Origin of the sequence: Actinoplanes philippinensis (assembly GCF_900113015.1) — a bacterium.
GTDB lineage: Bacteria > Actinomycetota > Actinomycetes > Mycobacteriales > Micromonosporaceae > Actinoplanes > Actinoplanes philippinensis.
Genome location: NZ_FONV01000007.1, coordinates 157,426 through 174,596 on the forward strand (window position 1 = coordinate 157,426; position 17,171 = coordinate 174,596).

Consider the following 17,171-nt stretch of genomic DNA (forward strand, 5'->3'; position numbering starts at 1 on the left):
CGGCCGCTCCTTCACGGGGTTAGGGTTTTCGGATGGTGTCCTCCGCTGTGGTGCCCTTCGACTGTGACGATTGCGCGGGCGGGGCGACATTCGAGGAGATGATTGTCGACGGGCGGTTGCACTGGTCGGCTTTGCACGTCTGCCCTGCTGCGAGTATCCAAGCGTGCGGTCGTGACGAGACGCCGAGCGAGTGGCGGGCGGCGTTGCTGGAACAGTGTGGCACCTACCGGTTGCGGATCGGTGCCGCCAGCCGGATCGCGGTGATGAAAGTCGTCCGGGAACGGCGGGGTACGCCGTTGTCCGAGATCTCGGGTGTTGTCGAGCTTCTGCAGGGCGCAGGGCTGACGGGCACCGAGATGGAGTTGCGGTTGCTGGCCGCGCAGTTCGCGGAAGCCGGGGTGCCCACATCGGTAGAAGACCCTGAAGCCAGGGTGCCCGCGCCGGGAGAAAGCCCTCAAGCCAGGGTGCCCGCGTCGGGAGAGGCCCTCCACGGCGGGCAGTGACGGCAACCGGACGGACGCTGTTCGCACGGAGCAGACCCGCCGGAGAGCGCGACCCGCATCGAATGTCGGCGAAGGACCACCGGGCCAGGACGGCGAGCGGCCCGGAGCGGAAGCCGCACTGGGATAACGACGGAAACGGGCCGTGGCCGAGGTGGCCTCAAGGGGCGGAGCCGAGAACGCCCGCCGGACGGGACGGATGGCTGGTCAGGCCGGGGACATCACCTCGTAGAGGTTGCCGGACTCGTCTCGGAAGTACAGGCCTCGGGGGCACAGCGGGTGGTCGATGCGGCCGTTGTCGGGGGCGTGGGGCTCGCTGCCATACGGGATGCCGCTGGACTGCAAGCGGGACAGGATGCCGTCGAAGGTTTGCGGGTCCACGTCGAAGGCCAGATGAACGGGGGACGGCTGGGCAACGGTCATGAAGTCGAGCGTCAGCTCCTCGTTGACCGGGACGGGGGCGAAATGGCGTTCGGGCCCGGCGTAGGTCACGCCCATGACCTCGGCGAAGAAGCGGGCGGCTGTCTCGTTGTCGACGGCGGGGACGATGGTGTGGTTCAGCGTGATCGTCATGATGCGGCTCCGGGAGTCACGACGCCGTGCAGGAAGATGTCGACGAGCGTCTCGATCGGGGTGTCCACGATGGGCGCGCCTCGGCCGCTGAACAGCATGCCGAGAAAGACCGCGGCGAGTTGCTCGATCGGCAGGCGCAGGGCGGCACGGTCGGGCTCCAGGAGGCGGACCACCGCTTGAAGGGTGCGCTCCGCGGCCTCTTCCCGGCCGACCGACCCGCCACGGCCGGACACCGCGGCGCCATGTCCGGAGGCACCGGCTCCCGGACCCGCAGCGCCGGAGCCAACAGCACCGAGGCCGTCCGTAGCCGCAGCCGCAGCGCCGCCGGGGCGGCGGGGCGGGGCGGCCCCCCGGCGGCCGGCGGAGTGGACCGCGGCGATCACCGCGCCCATCCGGTGCAGGTAGGCGTGCAGGCTGGCGGCTGCCTCGGTCAGGCGGGCGGCCAGCGGCTGGTCCAGCGGCACGGCGTCGAGCTCGGTCAGCACGTGATCGTTGCGGAGGGCCGCCGCCACGCAGGCCTCCAGCAACTCCTCCTTGTCGGCGAAGACCCGGAAGATGGTGGCCTCGCCGATGCCGGCGGCCTTGGCGATCTGCAGGGTACCGACGGCGGCGCCGTGCTCGACCAGCAACGGCAGGGCCGCGGCCACGATCATCTCCCGCCGGGCTTCGGGGCTCATTCCCGGCGCTCTCCGCCGGTTCGATGTCTCCGTCATGCCCCCAAGCTACGGAGTGAGTACTCACTCCGTCAAGCGTCCAGCCTGAACGGCCCGGCGGCTCCGGGAGAAGCCGACGCGCGAATCGCGTGACGCGGCGGACCGGCCGACGGCGACGATGCGGTGACGGGGAGGGGCCGACACGAGAATCGCGTGGCGCAGCGGACCGGCCGACGGCGAGGATGCGGGGTCGGGACGGCACGGATGCCACCCCGAGGTGACGCGGGACGGTCTGCGAGACAGGAACGGGAGCCGGTTGTGCGTACCTTTGCGGAGCTTTTGATCGAAGGTTCGGAAGCGGACGTCGGCGGGTGGGGTTTCGGCTGGCTGGACGGGCGGGCCACCGAGGAGCGGCCACCATGGGGTTATGCGCGGCTGCTCGCGGACCGCCTGGCGACGGCACGGTCGGCGCTGGACCTGGACACCGGAGGCGGTGAGGTCATCGCCGGGATGCCGTCGCTGCCGCCGCGGATGGTGGTGACCGAGGGCTGGGCGCCGAACGCGGACCGGGCGCGGCGGCTTCTCGGGCCCCGCGGCGTGGCGGTCGTGGACACCGGTCCGGGAGCGCGGCTGCCGTTCGCGGACGCGTCGTTCGACCTGGTCAGCAGTCGGCATCCGGTGCGGCCGGATTTCGCGGAGATCGCCCGCGTGCTGGCGCCGGGCGGCGTCTACCTGGCACAGCATGTCGGGCCGGGGTCGGCGTACGAGCTGATCGAGTGGTTTCTCGGTCCGTGGTCGCGGGCCGGCCGCGATCCGGAGCGGGAGGCGGCCGAGGCGCGGGCGGCGGGCCTGGACGTGGTGGATCTGCGGACGGCCCGCTGCCGGATGGAGTTCTTCGACGTCGGCGCGGTCGTCTGGATCCTACGCAAGTGCGTGTGGTGGGTCCCGGATTTCGAGGTGGACCGGTACCGGGAGCCGCTGCGCCGGCTTGACGCGCACATCCGCGAGCACGGCTCGTTCGTGGCACATTCGACGCGGACGCTGATCGAGGCCACGTACGGTGATCGCCATGTCGATGCATGCGATCGAGGACATGGTGCAGGGCGCGGTGGAGGTTCTCGACCGGCACTTCCCGGCGGATGACCAGCGGGTACGGGACTGGATCGTCGCGCTGTTCGCGTTCCAGGACGGCTACGACTGCTCGCTGACGCAGCACCGGGTGCTGGACATCCTGCTGCGGCGCGGCCACACGCTGCGGTTCCCGGTGAGCGAGCATCCGGACTACGCGCGGCGGCGAGCGTACTTCGACGGGATCGGCGAGTTCACGACGCTGCGGGAGTTCGGCGAGGATGAGGTGGAGTTCGCCGGGGAGTTGGAGGACGGCTACGTCGATCCGCCGTGGCTGTACTGCGAGGCGGGCAGCGCGCTGTGGCGGCGGATGGCCGGGCCGGACGCGGTGCCGCCGCGGGCAGTGCGGCTGCTCGACGTCGTGGTCGCGGTGGCCGAGGCCGCCGAGCGCGACGGCGACGTGGAGCTGATCGCCCTCTGGTGGGCGCTCGGGCATGAGGCGCTGGTCGGTGGCTGCCCGCTGTCCGCGGAGGAGCTCGCCGCGACGCCGGGAGTTCAAGAGCTTCGGGCGGTGGTCCGGCGGACCGGCGCCCACCAGGCGAAACTCTGGTACGACCTCCGTCCCGACGACGACGCCCTGGACCAGATGGACGACGAGCTGAGCACGTGGTGGTATCGGATCGACTGAATATGACATCATTGTTGTCATGTCTGAGCGCGGCGCGACCGTCTACGAGATCCTGCGACACGTCCGCCCCCTCGTGCTCAACTCGGCGCGGGTGGTCGAGGCGTCCCTGCGCGCCGACGGGCTGACCGTCGGCATGCGGGCCGTGCTGGAGGTGCTGGCCGAGCACGGCCCGATGACCGTCCCCGATCTCGCCGACCGCCTCGACCTCGCCCGTCAGGGCATCCAGCGGCACGTCAACGACCTGACCGAGCGGGGCTGGACCGCGTCACACGCCAACCCGGCCCACCGGCGCTCGGTGCTGATCGCCACCACCCCGGCCGGCGCGCAGCTGTTCGCCCGGATCCGGGCCGGCGAGTTGTCCCGTCTCGACCGGATGGCCGCCGACTGCACACCCGAGGAGATCGCGACCGCGTTGCGGGTGCTCGCCGCCCTGAGCCGTGACGTCCGCGCCGAGGTCCGGTCGTGACCGCCGCCATCTACCGCCTGACCACCGCGAACCGGCTGATGATCGCCGACCTGCTGGACGGGCTCGACGACACGGCCTGGGCCGCGCCGACCCTCTGCGACGGCTGGACGGTGCACCACCTGGCCGCCCACTTCGTCCAGCCGATGCTGATCGGATTCGGACGGTTCTTCGTCACGTCGTTCCGCTACCGCGGCGACACGGCACGAACCGTCGACCACTTCACCCGCCGTCTCGCCCGCCGGTCGCGGGGCGAGCTGACCGCCCTGCTCCGGGCACACGCCGCCGACCGGGTGAACCCGCCCCGGGTCGGGCCGATGGGGCCGTTCGCCGAGACGTGCGTGCACCTGCGGGACATCGCCCGGCCGCTCGGCCTCGACGCCGACGTGCCGGTCGAGCACTGGCGGCTCCTGCTCGACCATCTGACGTCACCGTCGGCGGCGCCGGGGCTCACACCGCCGGGCCGTCTGGCGGGGCTACGCCTGGCCGCCACCGACACCGACTGGGCGGCGGGCGAGGGCGCGCTGGTCAGCGGGCCGGCCGAGGCCCTGGGAATGGCGATCACCGGCCGGCGGGCGGCCCTGCCGGACCTGACCGGACCCGGCGTCGAACGCCTGAGCTGAGGCCCGCCGTCCCACGTCCGGGATGGGCCTCGGCGCGATCGTGCCGCGCACCCATCTGCAGAGCTGGGCGACCGCGCAGGTGAATGCGGCTGCTTCCCGGCTGCCGGCGCCGGCCCGCCGACGGCTCACCCCGTTCGGCGGCGGCGCCACCGCGATGCCCGACGGAGCGGAGCTGCGCTGGCGGCCGGTCTCTACGCTGGCCGGCATGCGGCTGACCGAGTGGAGCGACGCCGGCTTCCGGACTTCGGTGCGGGTGTTCCGGCGGCCGGCCGGCGGGCTGCGGTGGGTGGTCATCCCCACGATCCACATGGGTCACCCCGACTACTACTGGGCGATCTGGCAGCGGCTGCGGTCCTGTCAGGCGGTCGTCGCCGAGCAGTACGACGGGCCCAGCTCCACCGGGTACGCGTACGCCACGGCGATGCGCCTCACCCGGCAGCGGGCCAGTCGTGAGCTGGTGCACCAGGACATCGACTACGGCGCGCTCGGGGTGCCGGTCATCTTCCCGGACGCGCACACCGCCCCGCCGCCGGAGGACGACCGCCGGATGCCGGACCTGGGCTGGGCCGACGTGATCGTGTCGACGCCGGGGCTGGCGCTGCGGATGGCCCTCTCCGGCCGCGACGACTGGCTGGCCGGCCAGGGCCTGGACGTCGACGACACGACCGAGTTCGCGCCGATGCCCGGCGAGGTGCTCGGCCCGGACGGGCTGACCGAGCGGGACCGGCTGCTGCTCGGCGTGATCCGGGAGATCGACGAGGCGTTCGCCGTCGAGGACATCGAGGTGGCTGTGGTGTTCGGGGCCGCGCACATGCCGCTGGTCGTCCGGGAGCTGACCGGGACGCTCGGTCACCGGCCATTCGCCGAGGAGCCGTGGCTCACCGCCATCGACTTCGACGAGCCGCCCTACCTGCGCAAACCTTCGCTGGACGGGTGGATGGACTGGTAGGGCCCACGGGCCGGGATCCCGAGCTCGCGCATCCGCCACGACTCGCTCCCAGCCACCGGCGCCGGCCGACGAGCCGCACCGCACTCCCGCGGTCGACGAATCCGGCCGGCGTCAGGGCTGTTCAGGAAAGCCCGGGACAGCCCCTGACGACCGGCCGGATGCGACGCTCAGCCGTCGGTGAGCAGGTCGCGGACCTGTTCCTCGACCTCGGCCGGGGGGTCGTCCGGGTCCACGTCGATGACCTCGCCCTCGGTGTAGGCCTGCACCACCCGCGGGTCGACGTAGGAGTTGCGGGCCACGGTCGGGGTGTTGCCCAGCAGGTCGGCGACCTCGCGCATGGCGTGGGCGACGGCCTTCTTGCGTTTGGTGGCGGTCGGCTGGGGACCGGCCTCGGCCAGGGCGGTGGCCGCGCGGACGGTGCCGTGCCAGGTCCGGAAGTCCTTGGCGGTCATCTGCTCGCCGGTGATGTCCCGCAGGTACTCGTTGATGGTGTCGGCGCGGATCTCCTGCCAGCGGCGGCGGGCCGGATCCCAGTAGGCGAACAGCCGCTCCTCGCCCCGGCGGCGGCGTTTCAGGTCGCGGAGCACGGCGCAGACCTCGCCGTCGCCGACGGTCGCGGCGTGCTCGACGCCGGACTTGCCGCGGAACTCCAGCAGCACACAGCCGCCACTGCCCCGCAGATGGTCCGGGCGCAGCGTCGACAGGCCGTAGGTGGGATCGTCCTCGCGGGCCGCCGACTCCTCGCCGCCGACCCGGAACATGCCCATGTCGAGCAGGCGCACGATGGCCGCCAGCACCCGGTCGCGGGTCAGGCCCCGGCCGGTCAGGTCGGCGCTGAGCCGGTCGCGGACCTCGGGCAGCCGTTCGGCGACCTCCAGGGCGTGATCGAACTTGGCACGGTCCTGCTGCTCACGCCACTGCGGATGGTAGAGGTACTGCCGGCGCCCGGCCGCGTCGACGCCGACGGCCTGGATGTGGCCGCGCGGATCCGGGGAGATCCAGACGTCCTTCCACGCCGGCGGGATCACCAGGCCCTTGATCCGCTCGACCGCCCCGGCGTCCCGCAGCGGGCCGCCGTCGGTGTCGAGGTAGGCGAACCCCTTACCGGCCCGGCGCCGGGACAGGCCGGGTTTGCGCAGGTCACTGCGCCGCAGCCGCATGCCGCTCCTCCTTGCTCGCGGCGAGCGCCCCGGCCGCGGCGGCCAGGACCTCGTCGGGGGTGATCGCCAGCAGTGCCGGGTGGACCGGGCCGGGCAGGTCGCCGCGTTCGCTGCGGGTGCCGTGCCACAGCGCGCGGTGCCGGGGACGGCCGGCGGGCGGGCCCCAGCGCTCCGGCGAGACCGGGCCGAACAGGACCACCGACGGGGTGCGGTAGGCGGTGGCGAGATGGGCGATACCGGTGTCGCCGCAGATCACCAGACGGGCGCCGGCCACCAGGGCCGCCAGTTCCGTCAAGCCGGTACGCGGGACCGCCTCTTGCGTCAGACCGGCGAGCGCGGCCACCCGTACACACAGGTCGTGCTCTTGCGGGGAACCGGTGACCAGGACCTGATGGCCGGCGGTGACCAGCCGCCGTGCGACGGACGCGAAGCGGTCCGCGGGCCAGCGCCGCGCCGGGGATTTCGCGCCCGGATGGAGGATCGTGACGCCCGTCGGGACGTCCGCGTCCGGAACGTGCAGGTCCAGGTCGGACTCGTCGCAGGCCACGCCGTAGTAGCGGACCATCCGGCACCAGCGGCGGACCTCGTGCTCGTCGTCGAGCCAGCCCGGGCCGTCGTGGTGGCCGGCGGCCCGGCTCGCGAACGCCCACAGCGCGCCCGGACGCAGCGCCTGCAGCCGGCGATGCGACTCCGGGCCGGAACCGTGCAGGTTGACGGCGAGGCCGGGCCGGGCGGGCGCCGCGTCGAGGGGCTCCAGCTCGGCGGCGGGGACGATCCGGTCGACGGCCCCGATCGTGCGGATCAGCGGCGTGAGCCAGGCGGGGGCGGCCAGGCTCAGCGTCTCGCCGGGGTAGGCGGCGCGGAGCCCGCGCAGGGCGGGCACCGCGGTCGCCAGATCACCCACGCCGAGGGCACGCAGGACGAGGATCACGGGTACGAGCTCTCCGTCTCCGCCGCGACGACCAGCTCCCGGACCGCGCAGCCGGCCGGCTGGCTCAGCGCGAACACGACGGCGGCCGCCACGTTCGCCGGGTCGTTGAGGATCGCGTCCGGGCCCGGCTTGTACTTCGCGTCCCGCTCGTCGAAGAACTTCGTGCGCATCCCGCCGGGGATCAGCAGGGTGACATTGACCTGGCCGGCGAGTTCGGCGGCGAGCGCCCGGGTGAAGCCGACGACGCCGAACTTGGCGGCACAGTAGGCGGTCGCGTCGGACACCGCCTTGACGCCGAGCGTCGATGAGACGGTGACGATCCCGCCGTGGGTCTGCTTGAGCGCGGGGACGGCGGCCCGGATCACCGCGGCGGTGGCGAGCAGGTCGACGGCGACGATCCGGTCCCAGACATCGCCGGGGATCTCCTCGAGCGTGCCCGGCACGTCCATGCCGGCGGCGGTGACCACCCCGTCGACGCTGCCGCCGGCCCGGGCGATCAGGTCGCGGGTCGCCTGCTCGGCGGCGCGGGTGTCGGCGAGGTCGCACTCGATCCAGTCGACGCCCTCCTTCGGCGCCTGACGGTCGATGACGTACGGGCGCCCGCCCGCCTTGATCACGGCGTCGACGACGGCGGCGCCCAGCCCACTGGACCCTCCGGTGACGATGACGGCGTCCATGCGTTACCTCCTGCGTGCTTCGGCGATGGTTTTCGTGGTGGAACGGCCGTCCAGGTACGGGACGATCACTGTCTGGCCGCCCCAGCGCCGGACGACCTCGGTCTCGGGCAGGTTGTCGTAGTCGCCGCCCTTCACCCACACGTCCGGGCGCAGCCAGGTGAGCACCGGCTCGGGGGTGGGCTCGTCGAAGACGACCACCGCGTCGACGCAGTCCAGGGCGGCGAGCAGACGGCCACGGTCCTCCTGGCGGGTCAGCGGGCGGCCCTCGCCCTTCAGCCGGCGGACCGAGTCGTCGCTGTTCAGGCAGACGATCAGGCAGTCGCCGAGCGCGCGGGCGGCGCGCAGGGTGGCCAGGTGGCCGGTGTGCAGCAGGTCGAAGCAGCCGCCGGTGGCGACCACCGTGCCGCCGCGGGCGTGGACCTCGGCGGCCAGACGGCCGGCCTCGGCGGCGCCGATCCTCTCCGGCTCGGCCCGCTCCCCGGCCGTCCCGGACGGCTCGGCGTTCCCGGGCGACCCGGCTTTCTGCGGCGACCCGGCCACGTAGCGGCTCGCCGCGCCGACGGCCGCCGCCACCGCCTCCGAGACCAGGGCCCCGCCGGCCAGCGCGACCGCGGCGGCGGCGGCGAACGCGTCACCGGCCCCGCAGGTGTCGCCGCCGGACGCCGACGGCACCGGGACCACCAGCGGCGTCGGGCCGCCCTGACACAGCACCGCGCCCTCCGCGCCGCGGGTGACCACGACCGCGCCGGCCTGCCAGCGCTGCCGCAGGACGTGGCCGGCACGCTGGGCGGTGGACAGGCCCGAGCCGTTGCCGGCGTCCCCGGAGAGCCGCCGGGCCTCGGACTCGTTCGGGGTCACCAGCCGCACGTTCGGGACCGGGGGCGGGCCGTTCGGGTGCGGGTCCCACACCACCGGCGCCTTCGACTCCTCGATCGCGGCGCGCAGAGCCGGATGCCGGGCCATCCCCCGGCCGTAGTCGCTGACCAGGATCGCGGTGGCGTCGCGCAGCAGCTCCAGCACGGCGTCCGGGGCGTCGCCGGGCGGCTGGGGCGCGCCACCACGGTCCAGGCGGAGCAGCACCTGGCCGCCCGCGCGCATCCGGATCTTCTCCGGAGTCGGGCCGGGCAGCGGGAGGGCGTACACCTCGATGCCGGCGGCCGTGAGCAGCTCGCTCAGCCGGGCGCCGGCGGCGTCCGCGGCCAGCGCCGTGACCAGGGCGACGTCGTGCCCGTGGGCGGCGGCGAGCAGGGCGGCCAGGCCGGCGCCGCCGGGCCGTTCGTGTGCGGCCTCCTCGTCGAGCACCGGGGCGGGCGCGTCCGGCGCGATCCGGGTCACCGTGCCGAGCACGTCCCGGTCGAGCAGGGTGTCGCCGACGATGACGAGCCTCATACGTTGACCATCTCCTCGAACTCGTCGTGGTCCAGGCCGAAAGGGAGATCACGCCCCGCCTGGGGCGTGCCGGGGAGTTCGGCGGGCAGAGCGCCGTCGCCGGTGAACATCGGCAGGTAGCGGTCGACGTACTCACACATCAGGTGGACCGAGACCAGGTGCAGCTCCTGGACCACCTGGCTGTCCGGTGACGGGCAGCACAACGCCTCGTGACACATGTCGGCGAGCGGGTTGGGCCGCTCCCCCACCAGCGCCCAGGTGCGCATGCCCAGCTCCTTGGCGGCCCGGACCGCGGTGATCAGATTCGGGCTGCGGCCACTCGTGGACATCACGATGAGGATGTCGTCGCGGCGGCCGTGGGCGCGGACCTGCCGGGCGAACACCTCGTCGAAGCCGTAGTCGTTGCCGATCGCGGTGACCGCCGACGAGTCCGGGGTGAGCGCGATCGCCGACAGCGGCATCCGGTCGTCGCGCAGCTTGCCGACCAGCTCGGCGGCCAGATGCTGGGCCTCGGCGGCGCTGCCACCGTTGCCGGCGACCAGCAGCCGCCCGCCGCCGGCCAGGCGCCGGGCCAGGTGGGCGCCCCAGCGGGCCAGGCGTCCGGCCTGCGACCGGTACGGCAGCAGCGCCTGAACGAGCCCGGTGAGATGCGCGTCGAGGGGACTGGTGCTACTCACGCGGCAACCTCCAGTTCGGCGACGGTCGTGTAGACGGCGGCCAGGCGTTCGGCGATGCGGGGCCACGAGTAGGAGGCTGCCGCCCGGTCGGCGGCGGCCGCCGCGTACCCGTAGCGGCGCACGTCGTCGGCGAGGAGCCGCCGCAGCGCCGTGGCCAGGGCCCGCGGGTCGCGGGGCGGGACGAGATCGCCGGTGATCCCGTCGACGACGGTGTCGGTGAGGCCGCCGACCTCGGTGGCGACGACCGGCACCCCGCACGCCATGGCCTCCAGCGGGGTCAGGCCGAACGGCTCGTACCAGGGTGTCGCGGCGAGCACGTCGGCGGACCGGTACCAGGCCGGCATCTCGTGGGCGGGAACGGCGCCCACCAGCGTGACCCGGTCGGCGACCCCGCAGTGCCGGGCCAGGGCCTGCAGCCGGCGGGCGTACGGGTCGGCGCGCAGCTCGCCCGCCGGCGGGCCGCCCACCACGACCAGTTCGGCGCCGGGCACCCCGCGCATCGCCCGGACGGTGTCCTCGATGCCCTTGCGCTCGACGAGCCGGGCCACGGTGAGGATCCGGGCCAGGCCGGGCCGGCGCGGAACGGCCGGGCCCCGGTCGCTGAACCGCTCGGTGTTCACCCCCGACGGCACCAGCGACATCCGCGAACGGGGCACGCCGAGGCGCAGCAGCTCGCCGATCTCGTCGCGGCACTGCACGACGATCCGGTCGGCGGTCCGGCCGATGTGCCGTTCCAGGCCGATCCGCCGGGCCGGGCTGGTGTCGGCGGCCCCCTGGTAGCGGCGCTTCACCGAGCCGAGCGCGTGGAACGTCTGCACGACCGGGACGTGACAGGCCCGGCCGGCGTCCAGGGCGGCGAGCCCGCTCATCCAGAAGTGGGCGTGCACCACGTCGGGTTTCCACTCGTCGCGCCAGTCGGCGGCGGTCCACTCGGCGAACTCCCCCATGTACGGCAGCAGCTCGTCCTTGGGCAGCCCGGTCGCCGGACCGGCGGGCACGTGCGCCACGTCCACGCCGTCGAGCATCGGCGCCACCTCGGGCAGGCCGGGGCTGTCCCGCCGGGTGTAGACGCGTACCTGGTGGCCGTGCCCGGCGAGGGCGGCGGCCAGCTCGGCGACGTGCGCGTTCTGCCCGCCCGCGTCGACGCCGCCGAGCGCCGCGAGCGGACTGGCGTGTTCCGAGATCATCGCGATGCGCATGTCTGCTCCTCCAGCAGTCGGTCCCAGTCGGCGAGGAACCGGTCGAGGCCGTACCGGGCCAGCGCCACCTGACGGGCCCGGGCGCCGAGCCGGGCCGCCTCCTCCGGTTCGTCGAGGAGCCAGTGGGCGGCCTCGACCAGGTCGTCGACGCGGGTGGACAGGACCCCGGCGTCCGGCGGCACGGCGACGACCGCCTCGGTGGTGGCCAGGGCGAGCACCGGCATGCCCATCTGCATGGCCTCGATCAGGCTCAGCCCCAGCGACGTCCAGCGGCACAGGTGCAGGTAGGCGCGGCGCTGGGCGACGGCCTCGTGCATCGCGCGCTGCGGCAGGTCCTCGTGCACGGCACAGCCGTCGAGGCCGGCGACCCCCATCCCGAAGACGTCCACCGCCGGGAAGCGGCCGAACAGATCGGTTCCGGTCACGCGGCCCCGCCGGACCGGCTCGTTGGTGACGACCGCCAGTCGTTCCAGGGCGCCGGTCCAGCGTGCCGCGGGCTCGACGATGCCGTGCTCGATCACCGTCGTACGGGTGCCGCCGCAGTCCCAGAAAAGCTCGTTGAAGTGGGTGACGTGGGCGATCAGCACGTCGTCGCGGTCGGCGAGCGGATGCCGGGTGTTCGGCACGTCGCCCTTCGGGGTGTTGTGCTCCACGTAGATCACCGGCACGTGCGGCGGGATCAGGTCGAGCTCCTCGGGCCGCTGGGCGATCGCCACGTCGATGTCGCGGATCTGGTCGTGCGGCAGCTCCTCCACCGAGTCGGGCCAGTCGAACGTACGGGCCCGGCCGCGGCCCCACTCGTCGCGGGCCGGGTTGACCGGCACCAGGTAGCGGTGTTTGCCCTGGACGAACGATGTCGTCCAGGACCCGTGCACGTGCCAGAGCAGGATGTTCACGCGGCCACCTCGTCGTGGTTCGGTTGCGGGGCGGTGACGCCGAGCCGGCGCACCGCGGTGAGGACGTCGTCCGGTGTGACGCCGGACAGGCAGGGGTGACCGGGGACCGGGCAGCGGGTGGCCCGGGTGTCACGGCAGGCCGCGGCCGCGTCGCCGAGGCGCACGGCCGGGACGCGGTAGGGACCCCAGCGTCCGTAGGGGACGGTGGGGGCGTACAGGCTGATCACCGGGGTGCCGACGGCGGCGGCCAGGTGCGCCGGGCCGGTGTTGGCGACGATCAGGCAGCGCGCGCCGGCGATCAGCGCGCCGAGCTCGGCGAACGACATCGGCCCCGCGATGTCGACCGAGCCGACGGCAAGGCGGTCAGCATCCGCGAGGCGGTCAACATCGGCAACGCGGTCGACAGCGAACGCGGGATCAACAGCATCAACACGATCAACCTGATCAACACCGGCAACACGATCAACAGAATCAACGCCGTCAACAGAATCAACAGGATCAACGCCGTCAACAGAATCAACACCGGCACGATGATCAACAGGATCAACACCGGTGAGGCGGGCAGCAACGGCAGGACGGCCGGCGCCTGCGACATACGCGGCCAGGTGACGCTCCCCCGGGCCACCGGTCACCACGATGCGGTGCCCGGCGCCGGCCAGCGCGGCGACGATGCGGCGCAGGCTCTCCGGCGGGCAGGCCCGTGCCTCGCAGCTGGCGCCGGGGTGAACGACCAGGTAGTCGCCGGCCGGCCGGGGCGGCACGGTCACCCGCAACCGCCCGTCGTCGGACGCGGGAAGAGCGAACCCCGCCGCTGCCGCGACGCTGCGGGCACGTTCCGCTTCGGGCAGTTCCAGCGGTACGCGGTGACGCACGTCCAGCAGCGAGCCCGGGTAGTCGTCGCTGATCGCGGTGATCCGCCCGATCCCGGCCAGGCGCAGCAGCAGCGCCAGTGGCAGCGCCGACTGGTGGAACGACGTGAAGATCACCGCCTCGTCCACGCCCGCCCGCCGCAGCCGGTCGGTGAGCGCGCGCATGTCGTCCGGGTCGACCGGCCCCGGTTCAGGGTCGATCCACGGCAGCCGCCATTCGATGATCTCGTCGACGCCGGGCAGCAGCTCGGCCGCGGCCCGTCCACGCGGGCCGCAGAGCAGCACGACCCGGCCGGCGCCGGAGGCCAGCGCGCGGATCGCCGGCCCGGTGACCAGGACGTCCCCCGCCGAGTCGGAACGCACCGCCAGGACCCCGCCGGGCCGTCCCGGCCGGGATGCGGGTTTCAGCAGCTCCTGACGTTGCAGAATGAGATCGGCGGCGGCGGTGAGGCCGGCGGCGCGATGCGGGGCGGCGGCGACCTCGGCGGGCAGCGTGACGCCGGTCGGGACCAGGATGCCGGTGGCCCCGGCGGCCAGCGCGGCTTCCATGTCCCGTCCGATGTCGCCGACGACGGCACACCGGCCGGGCGCGACCCCCAGCGCGTCCGCCGCGGCGATGACCATCCCGGGCGCGGGCTTACGGCACCCGCACCCGGCCGTGTCGTCGTGCGGGCAGATCTGCCAGTCGTCGAACGGCCCGAGCAGCTCCTCGACCCGCCGGTTGACGGCCGCCATCTGCCCGGCGGTGAACCGCCCCCGCGCCAGCCCCGACTGGTTCGTGACCACGCCGAGCCGCAGCCCGGCGGCCCGCAGCCGGTCCAGGGCCTCCCGGGCTCCGGGCATCGGCCGCACCAGCGCGGGATCGCCGTTGTACGGCACGTCCACCACGAGAGTGCCGTCCCGATCGAGGAGCACCGCGTCGAAGAGCGTCCCGGTCACCGGCGGGCCCCGGCACTGTTCCCGACGCGCTCGCTGCCTTGGGCGTCCGGCAGCGTCACGGCCGAGGGGGGAGCGGTGATACCGGTGGGACCGGGCGTCGCCCCTGGCGGCAACGCCACCGCCGAGGCGGGAGCGGTGATACCGGTGGGGCCGGCCGTCCCCCCTGGCGGCAACGCCACCGCCGAGGTGGGAGCGGTGATGCGGGTGAGGGCGGGCGTAGCCCCTGGTGGCAGCGGCCGGGCGCCACGCCAGCGCAACCAGCCGCGCACCCAGTGGGTGATCGCCACCGGCGGGATGGCGGCGCTGGTCAGGATCATGGTGGTCACCTCCCGGCGGTCGCGGGGACCGGGGAGGATGCGGGCCGCGGCGAACTCGGCGGTTCCGGCGGCCCAGCCCGCGGTGGCGGCGGCCGCGGCCACGGTCCACCGGCGACGGCCGGTGACGAGGCCGGCGGCGGCGCAGGCGGCGGCCGCGGCCAGACAGGCGGTGATCAGCGCGTGGCGGTGACGGCGGCCCGGCGGGATGCCGAGGGTGGTACGCCACGACGGGCCGTAGATCCGGCGCAGCAGGGCGTCGTCGGCGTTGCCCCGCTGGAGCCTCAGGCTGATCCAGCGCGCTTCCGGCCGTACCGGATGAGTGGTTGATCTTTGACCGGCCCGCAGCTGCCAGCCGGCGCGCCGGACACGGTGAGCCAGTTCGGCGTCCTCGCGGAAGGCCCGCGGCAGGCGTTCGTCGAAGCCGCCGGTGCGGGTGAGGGCCGCCCGCCGGTAGGCCATGTCGGCGGTGATCCATTCGCCGTCGGCGAGTCCCGCGGTGACCCGTTCCCAGTCGGTGGGCCGGCGGCCCTCGGGCCGCGGCACCCTGATCCGGCCCTGCACCCCGCCGACCTCGGGCCCGGCCTCGCGCAGATCGCCGAGCAGGCGCCAGGCCCAGCCGGGCTCGGGGACGACGTCGTCGTCGAGGAACGCCACCCACTCGTGACGGGCGGCACGCCAGCCGGTGTTGCGGGCGGCGGCGGGTCCGGCCCGGCGGCCGGCGACCACGCGGGCGGGGCTTCCGGACGGCAGATCGAGGGGGGTACGGACCTCCGGCCGATCGTCCACGATGATCAGTTCCATCCCGGCCGGGAGGGGCCCGAGCGCCCGCAGCAGGGCGGCGAGACTCGGCCGGCCGAGGGTGGGCACGACGACGCTGACGGTGTTCACCGTGTGCCGCCGTAGACCTGGGCGCGGTGCACGGCGAACGGGCCGATCGCGAGCAGGTCGACCGGCGCCGACCCGAACAGTTCCAGGGCCTCGCGCGGGGTGTCGACCATCGGCCGGCCGGCCGTGTTGAGGGACGTGTTCACCACCACCGGCAGCCCGGTGAGCCGCTCGAACTCGGCGAGCATCGCGGCCACCAGCGGCTCGGTGTCGGTGTGGACGGTCTGTACCCGGGCGGTGCCGTCGACGTGGGTGACCGCCGGGATCCGGTCGCGCCACTCGTCCCTGACCCGGTGCACGAACAGCATGTACGGGCTCGGGTAGACGCCGTCGAAGATGTCGTGGAACCGTTCGGCGCGGACCATCGGCGCGATCGGGCGGAACTGCTCGCGGCCCTTCACGTCGTTCATCCGGGTCTGGGTGTCGCGGTCGCCGGGGTGCGCGAGCAGCGACCGGTGGCCGAGGGCGCGCGGGCCGTACTCGCTACGGCCCTGGTACCAGGCGACGATCCCGTTGCGGGCCAGCACGGCGGCGGCTTCGGCGGCGATCGACGCGGGCCGGGTGTACGGGACGGCGGCCCGGCGCAGTTCGGCTTCGAGCTCGTCGTCGCTCCACCCGCGCCCGAGGGCCGCCGTGGTGAACGGGACGTGCTCGGCGCCGAGGGCGAGCGCCGCGCCGAGGGCGGTGCCCGCGTCACCGGCGGCCGGCTGCACCCACACCCGGTCGAACGGGCCTTCGGCGGCGATCCGCGCGTTGGCGACACAGTTCAGGGCGGTGCCGCCGGCCATGGTCAGCGTGGGCAGGCCGCCGGAGGCGTCGTACGTCCACCGGGCCAGGTCGAGCAGCACCTCCTCGAGGCGAGCCTGCACGCTGGACGCCAGGTCGGCGTGCGCTTCGGTCATCTCGCCGTCGGCGGTGCGGGCCTCGGCGAGGGCGGCCCAGTCGATCCGGTCCACGGTGAACCCGCCCTGCCCGTCGGCCCGGACCAGCTCGCGCAGCAGGCCGAGGAACCGGGGCTGCCCGTAGGAGGCCAGCGCCATCACCTTGTACTCGTCGCTGGAGTGCAGGAACCCCAGGTGCCGGGTCAGGTCCTCGTAGAGCAGGCCGAGCGAGTGCGGCAGCTCCTGGCAGCGGAACGTCTCCAGCTTGCCGCCCCGGTAGGCCCCGGCGAGGTGGCTGGCCGACTCGCCGCGCCCGTCGAGGACCAGGACCGCGCTGTCCTCCGGCACGCTGAGCCCGGCCGACGCGGCGTGCGCCACGTGGTGCGGCACGAACCGGACCTGGCCGGGGTCGAGGCCGGGCAGCGCGGTGGCCAGGAACTGCGGGGCCCGCCGGGCGTAGTCGGCGCGCAGGTGGTCCCACGGGTCGCCGAGGCTCAGGTCGGCCTGGTCGCGGCAGAGCGCCGGGTCGAACGAGTAGGCGACCGCGTCCAGGTCGCCCGGGCGCAGTCCGGCCTCCTGCAGGCACCAGGCCGCGGCCAGTTCCGGAAGCTCCCAGGCGGAGAACGGCACCGGCCGTTTGCCGTGTTTGCGGCGGCTGAACCGTTCCTCCTCCGCGGCGGCGAGCACACGACCGTCGACGATCACGGCCGCCGATGGATCATGGAAGATCGCGTTGATCCCGAGAACACGCATGGCGGGCCGGATACCCCGCAATTTTTCACTTACTCACATGATCATCGACTTCTCCCCTTTCTCGTGACATTGGCACTGAGC

Annotated in this window: 18 protein-coding genes; 6 read left to right on the forward strand and 12 right to left on the reverse strand. The window is 73.9% G+C overall.

What is annotated here, in order from left to right; all coding sequences use genetic code 11:
* The first annotated feature begins 32 nt into the window (after nt 1-32).
* Nucleotides 33-503: a hypothetical protein gene (locus tag BM290_RS19430; RefSeq protein ID WP_143133835.1), complete on the forward strand. Its 471-nt coding sequence runs from the start codon at nt 33-35 to the stop codon at nt 501-503.
* A 204-nt stretch (nt 504-707) separates the two neighbouring features.
* Here BM290_RS19430 and BM290_RS19435 read toward each other — a convergent pair whose 3' ends face one another.
* Both BM290_RS19435 and BM290_RS19440 read right to left on the reverse strand, forming a co-directional pair.
* Nucleotides 708-1,073 (reverse strand): VOC family protein, encoded by a 366-nt coding sequence (locus BM290_RS19435; RefSeq protein ID WP_093616026.1) that lies wholly within the window; start codon nt 1,071-1,073, stop codon nt 708-710.
* The gene (locus tag BM290_RS19440; protein WP_177319797.1) at nt 1,070-1,786 is read right to left on the reverse strand and encodes a TetR/AcrR family transcriptional regulator; all 717 of its coding nucleotides are present in this window, start codon (nt 1,784-1,786) and stop codon (nt 1,070-1,072) included. Before BM290_RS19440 ends, BM290_RS19435 begins: the two co-directional genes overlap by 4 nt.
* 258 nt (nt 1,787-2,044) lie before the next feature.
* Here BM290_RS19440 and BM290_RS19445 point away from each other — a divergent pair, with 258 nt between their 5' ends.
* The 5 genes from BM290_RS19445 to BM290_RS19465 are packed head-to-tail and all read left to right on the forward strand — an operon-like array spanning nt 2,045 to nt 5,517.
* Complete coding sequence (locus tag BM290_RS19445; protein ID WP_093616030.1) at nt 2,045-2,869, forward strand: class I SAM-dependent methyltransferase; 825 nt, start codon at nt 2,045-2,047, stop codon at nt 2,867-2,869.
* Complete coding sequence (locus tag BM290_RS19450) at nt 2,796-3,482, forward strand: hypothetical protein (protein WP_093616032.1); 687 nt, start codon at nt 2,796-2,798, stop codon at nt 3,480-3,482. The genes BM290_RS19445 and BM290_RS19450 overlap by 74 nt, the downstream gene beginning before the upstream one ends.
* A gap of 19 nt (nt 3,483-3,501) precedes the next feature.
* Nucleotides 3,502-3,948 carry a MarR family winged helix-turn-helix transcriptional regulator gene (locus BM290_RS19455; protein WP_093616034.1) on the forward strand — a complete coding sequence of 149 codons (447 nt, stop codon included), beginning with the start codon at nt 3,502-3,504 and terminating at the stop codon, nt 3,946-3,948.
* Complete coding sequence (locus tag BM290_RS19460) at nt 3,945-4,568, forward strand: maleylpyruvate isomerase family mycothiol-dependent enzyme (RefSeq protein ID WP_093616036.1); 624 nt, start codon at nt 3,945-3,947, stop codon at nt 4,566-4,568. Before BM290_RS19455 ends, BM290_RS19460 begins: the two co-directional genes overlap by 4 nt.
* Before the next feature lie 22 nt (nt 4,569-4,590).
* Nucleotides 4,591-5,517: a hypothetical protein gene (locus BM290_RS19465; RefSeq protein WP_093616038.1), complete on the forward strand. Its 927-nt coding sequence runs from the start codon at nt 4,591-4,593 to the stop codon at nt 5,515-5,517.
* A gap of 167 nt (nt 5,518-5,684) precedes the next feature.
* Here the strand turns inward: BM290_RS19465 and BM290_RS19470 are convergent, their stop codons facing one another.
* The 10 genes from BM290_RS19470 to BM290_RS19520 are packed head-to-tail and all read right to left on the reverse strand — an operon-like array spanning nt 5,685 to nt 17,090.
* Nucleotides 5,685-6,677 (reverse strand): DNA topoisomerase IB, encoded by a 993-nt coding sequence (locus BM290_RS19470; RefSeq protein ID WP_093616040.1) that lies wholly within the window; start codon nt 6,675-6,677, stop codon nt 5,685-5,687.
* On the reverse strand, nt 6,658-7,608 hold the full coding sequence (locus tag BM290_RS19475; RefSeq protein WP_093616042.1) for a glycosyltransferase family 9 protein: 951 nt from the start codon (nt 7,606-7,608) through the stop codon (nt 6,658-6,660). Before BM290_RS19475 ends, BM290_RS19470 begins: the two co-directional genes overlap by 20 nt.
* Nucleotides 7,605-8,285, reverse strand: coding sequence for an SDR family oxidoreductase (locus tag BM290_RS19480; protein WP_093616044.1), 681 nt, complete (start codon nt 8,283-8,285; stop codon nt 7,605-7,607). Before BM290_RS19480 ends, BM290_RS19475 begins: the two co-directional genes overlap by 4 nt.
* Nucleotides 8,286-8,288: 3 nt before the next feature.
* Complete coding sequence (locus tag BM290_RS19485) at nt 8,289-9,674, reverse strand: PfkB family carbohydrate kinase (RefSeq protein ID WP_093616046.1); 1,386 nt, start codon at nt 9,672-9,674, stop codon at nt 8,289-8,291.
* A complete protein-coding gene (locus tag BM290_RS19490) occupies nt 9,671-10,351 on the reverse strand; it encodes a D-sedoheptulose-7-phosphate isomerase (protein WP_093616048.1) in 681 nt (226 codons plus the stop codon). The genes BM290_RS19485 and BM290_RS19490 overlap by 4 nt, the downstream gene beginning before the upstream one ends.
* Nucleotides 10,348-11,550, reverse strand: coding sequence for a glycosyltransferase (locus BM290_RS19495; RefSeq protein WP_093616050.1), 1,203 nt, complete (start codon nt 11,548-11,550; stop codon nt 10,348-10,350). The genes BM290_RS19490 and BM290_RS19495 overlap by 4 nt, the downstream gene beginning before the upstream one ends.
* Nucleotides 11,535-12,446: a glycosyltransferase gene (locus BM290_RS19500; protein WP_093616052.1), complete on the reverse strand. Its 912-nt coding sequence runs from the start codon at nt 12,444-12,446 to the stop codon at nt 11,535-11,537. Before BM290_RS19500 ends, BM290_RS19495 begins: the two co-directional genes overlap by 16 nt.
* Nucleotides 12,443-14,254 (reverse strand): HAD-IIIA family hydrolase, encoded by a 1,812-nt coding sequence (locus tag BM290_RS19510; protein ID WP_239143596.1) that lies wholly within the window; start codon nt 14,252-14,254, stop codon nt 12,443-12,445. The genes BM290_RS19500 and BM290_RS19510 overlap by 4 nt, the downstream gene beginning before the upstream one ends.
* Nucleotides 14,251-15,459: a glycosyltransferase family 2 protein gene (locus tag BM290_RS19515; protein WP_093616054.1), complete on the reverse strand. Its 1,209-nt coding sequence runs from the start codon at nt 15,457-15,459 to the stop codon at nt 14,251-14,253. The genes BM290_RS19510 and BM290_RS19515 overlap by 4 nt, the downstream gene beginning before the upstream one ends.
* Nucleotides 15,456-17,090, reverse strand: a complete 1,635-nt coding sequence (locus BM290_RS19520; RefSeq protein WP_093616056.1) for a carbamoyltransferase family protein — start codon at nt 17,088-17,090, stop codon at nt 15,456-15,458. The genes BM290_RS19515 and BM290_RS19520 overlap by 4 nt, the downstream gene beginning before the upstream one ends.
* Nucleotides 17,091-17,171 lie beyond the last annotated feature (81 nt).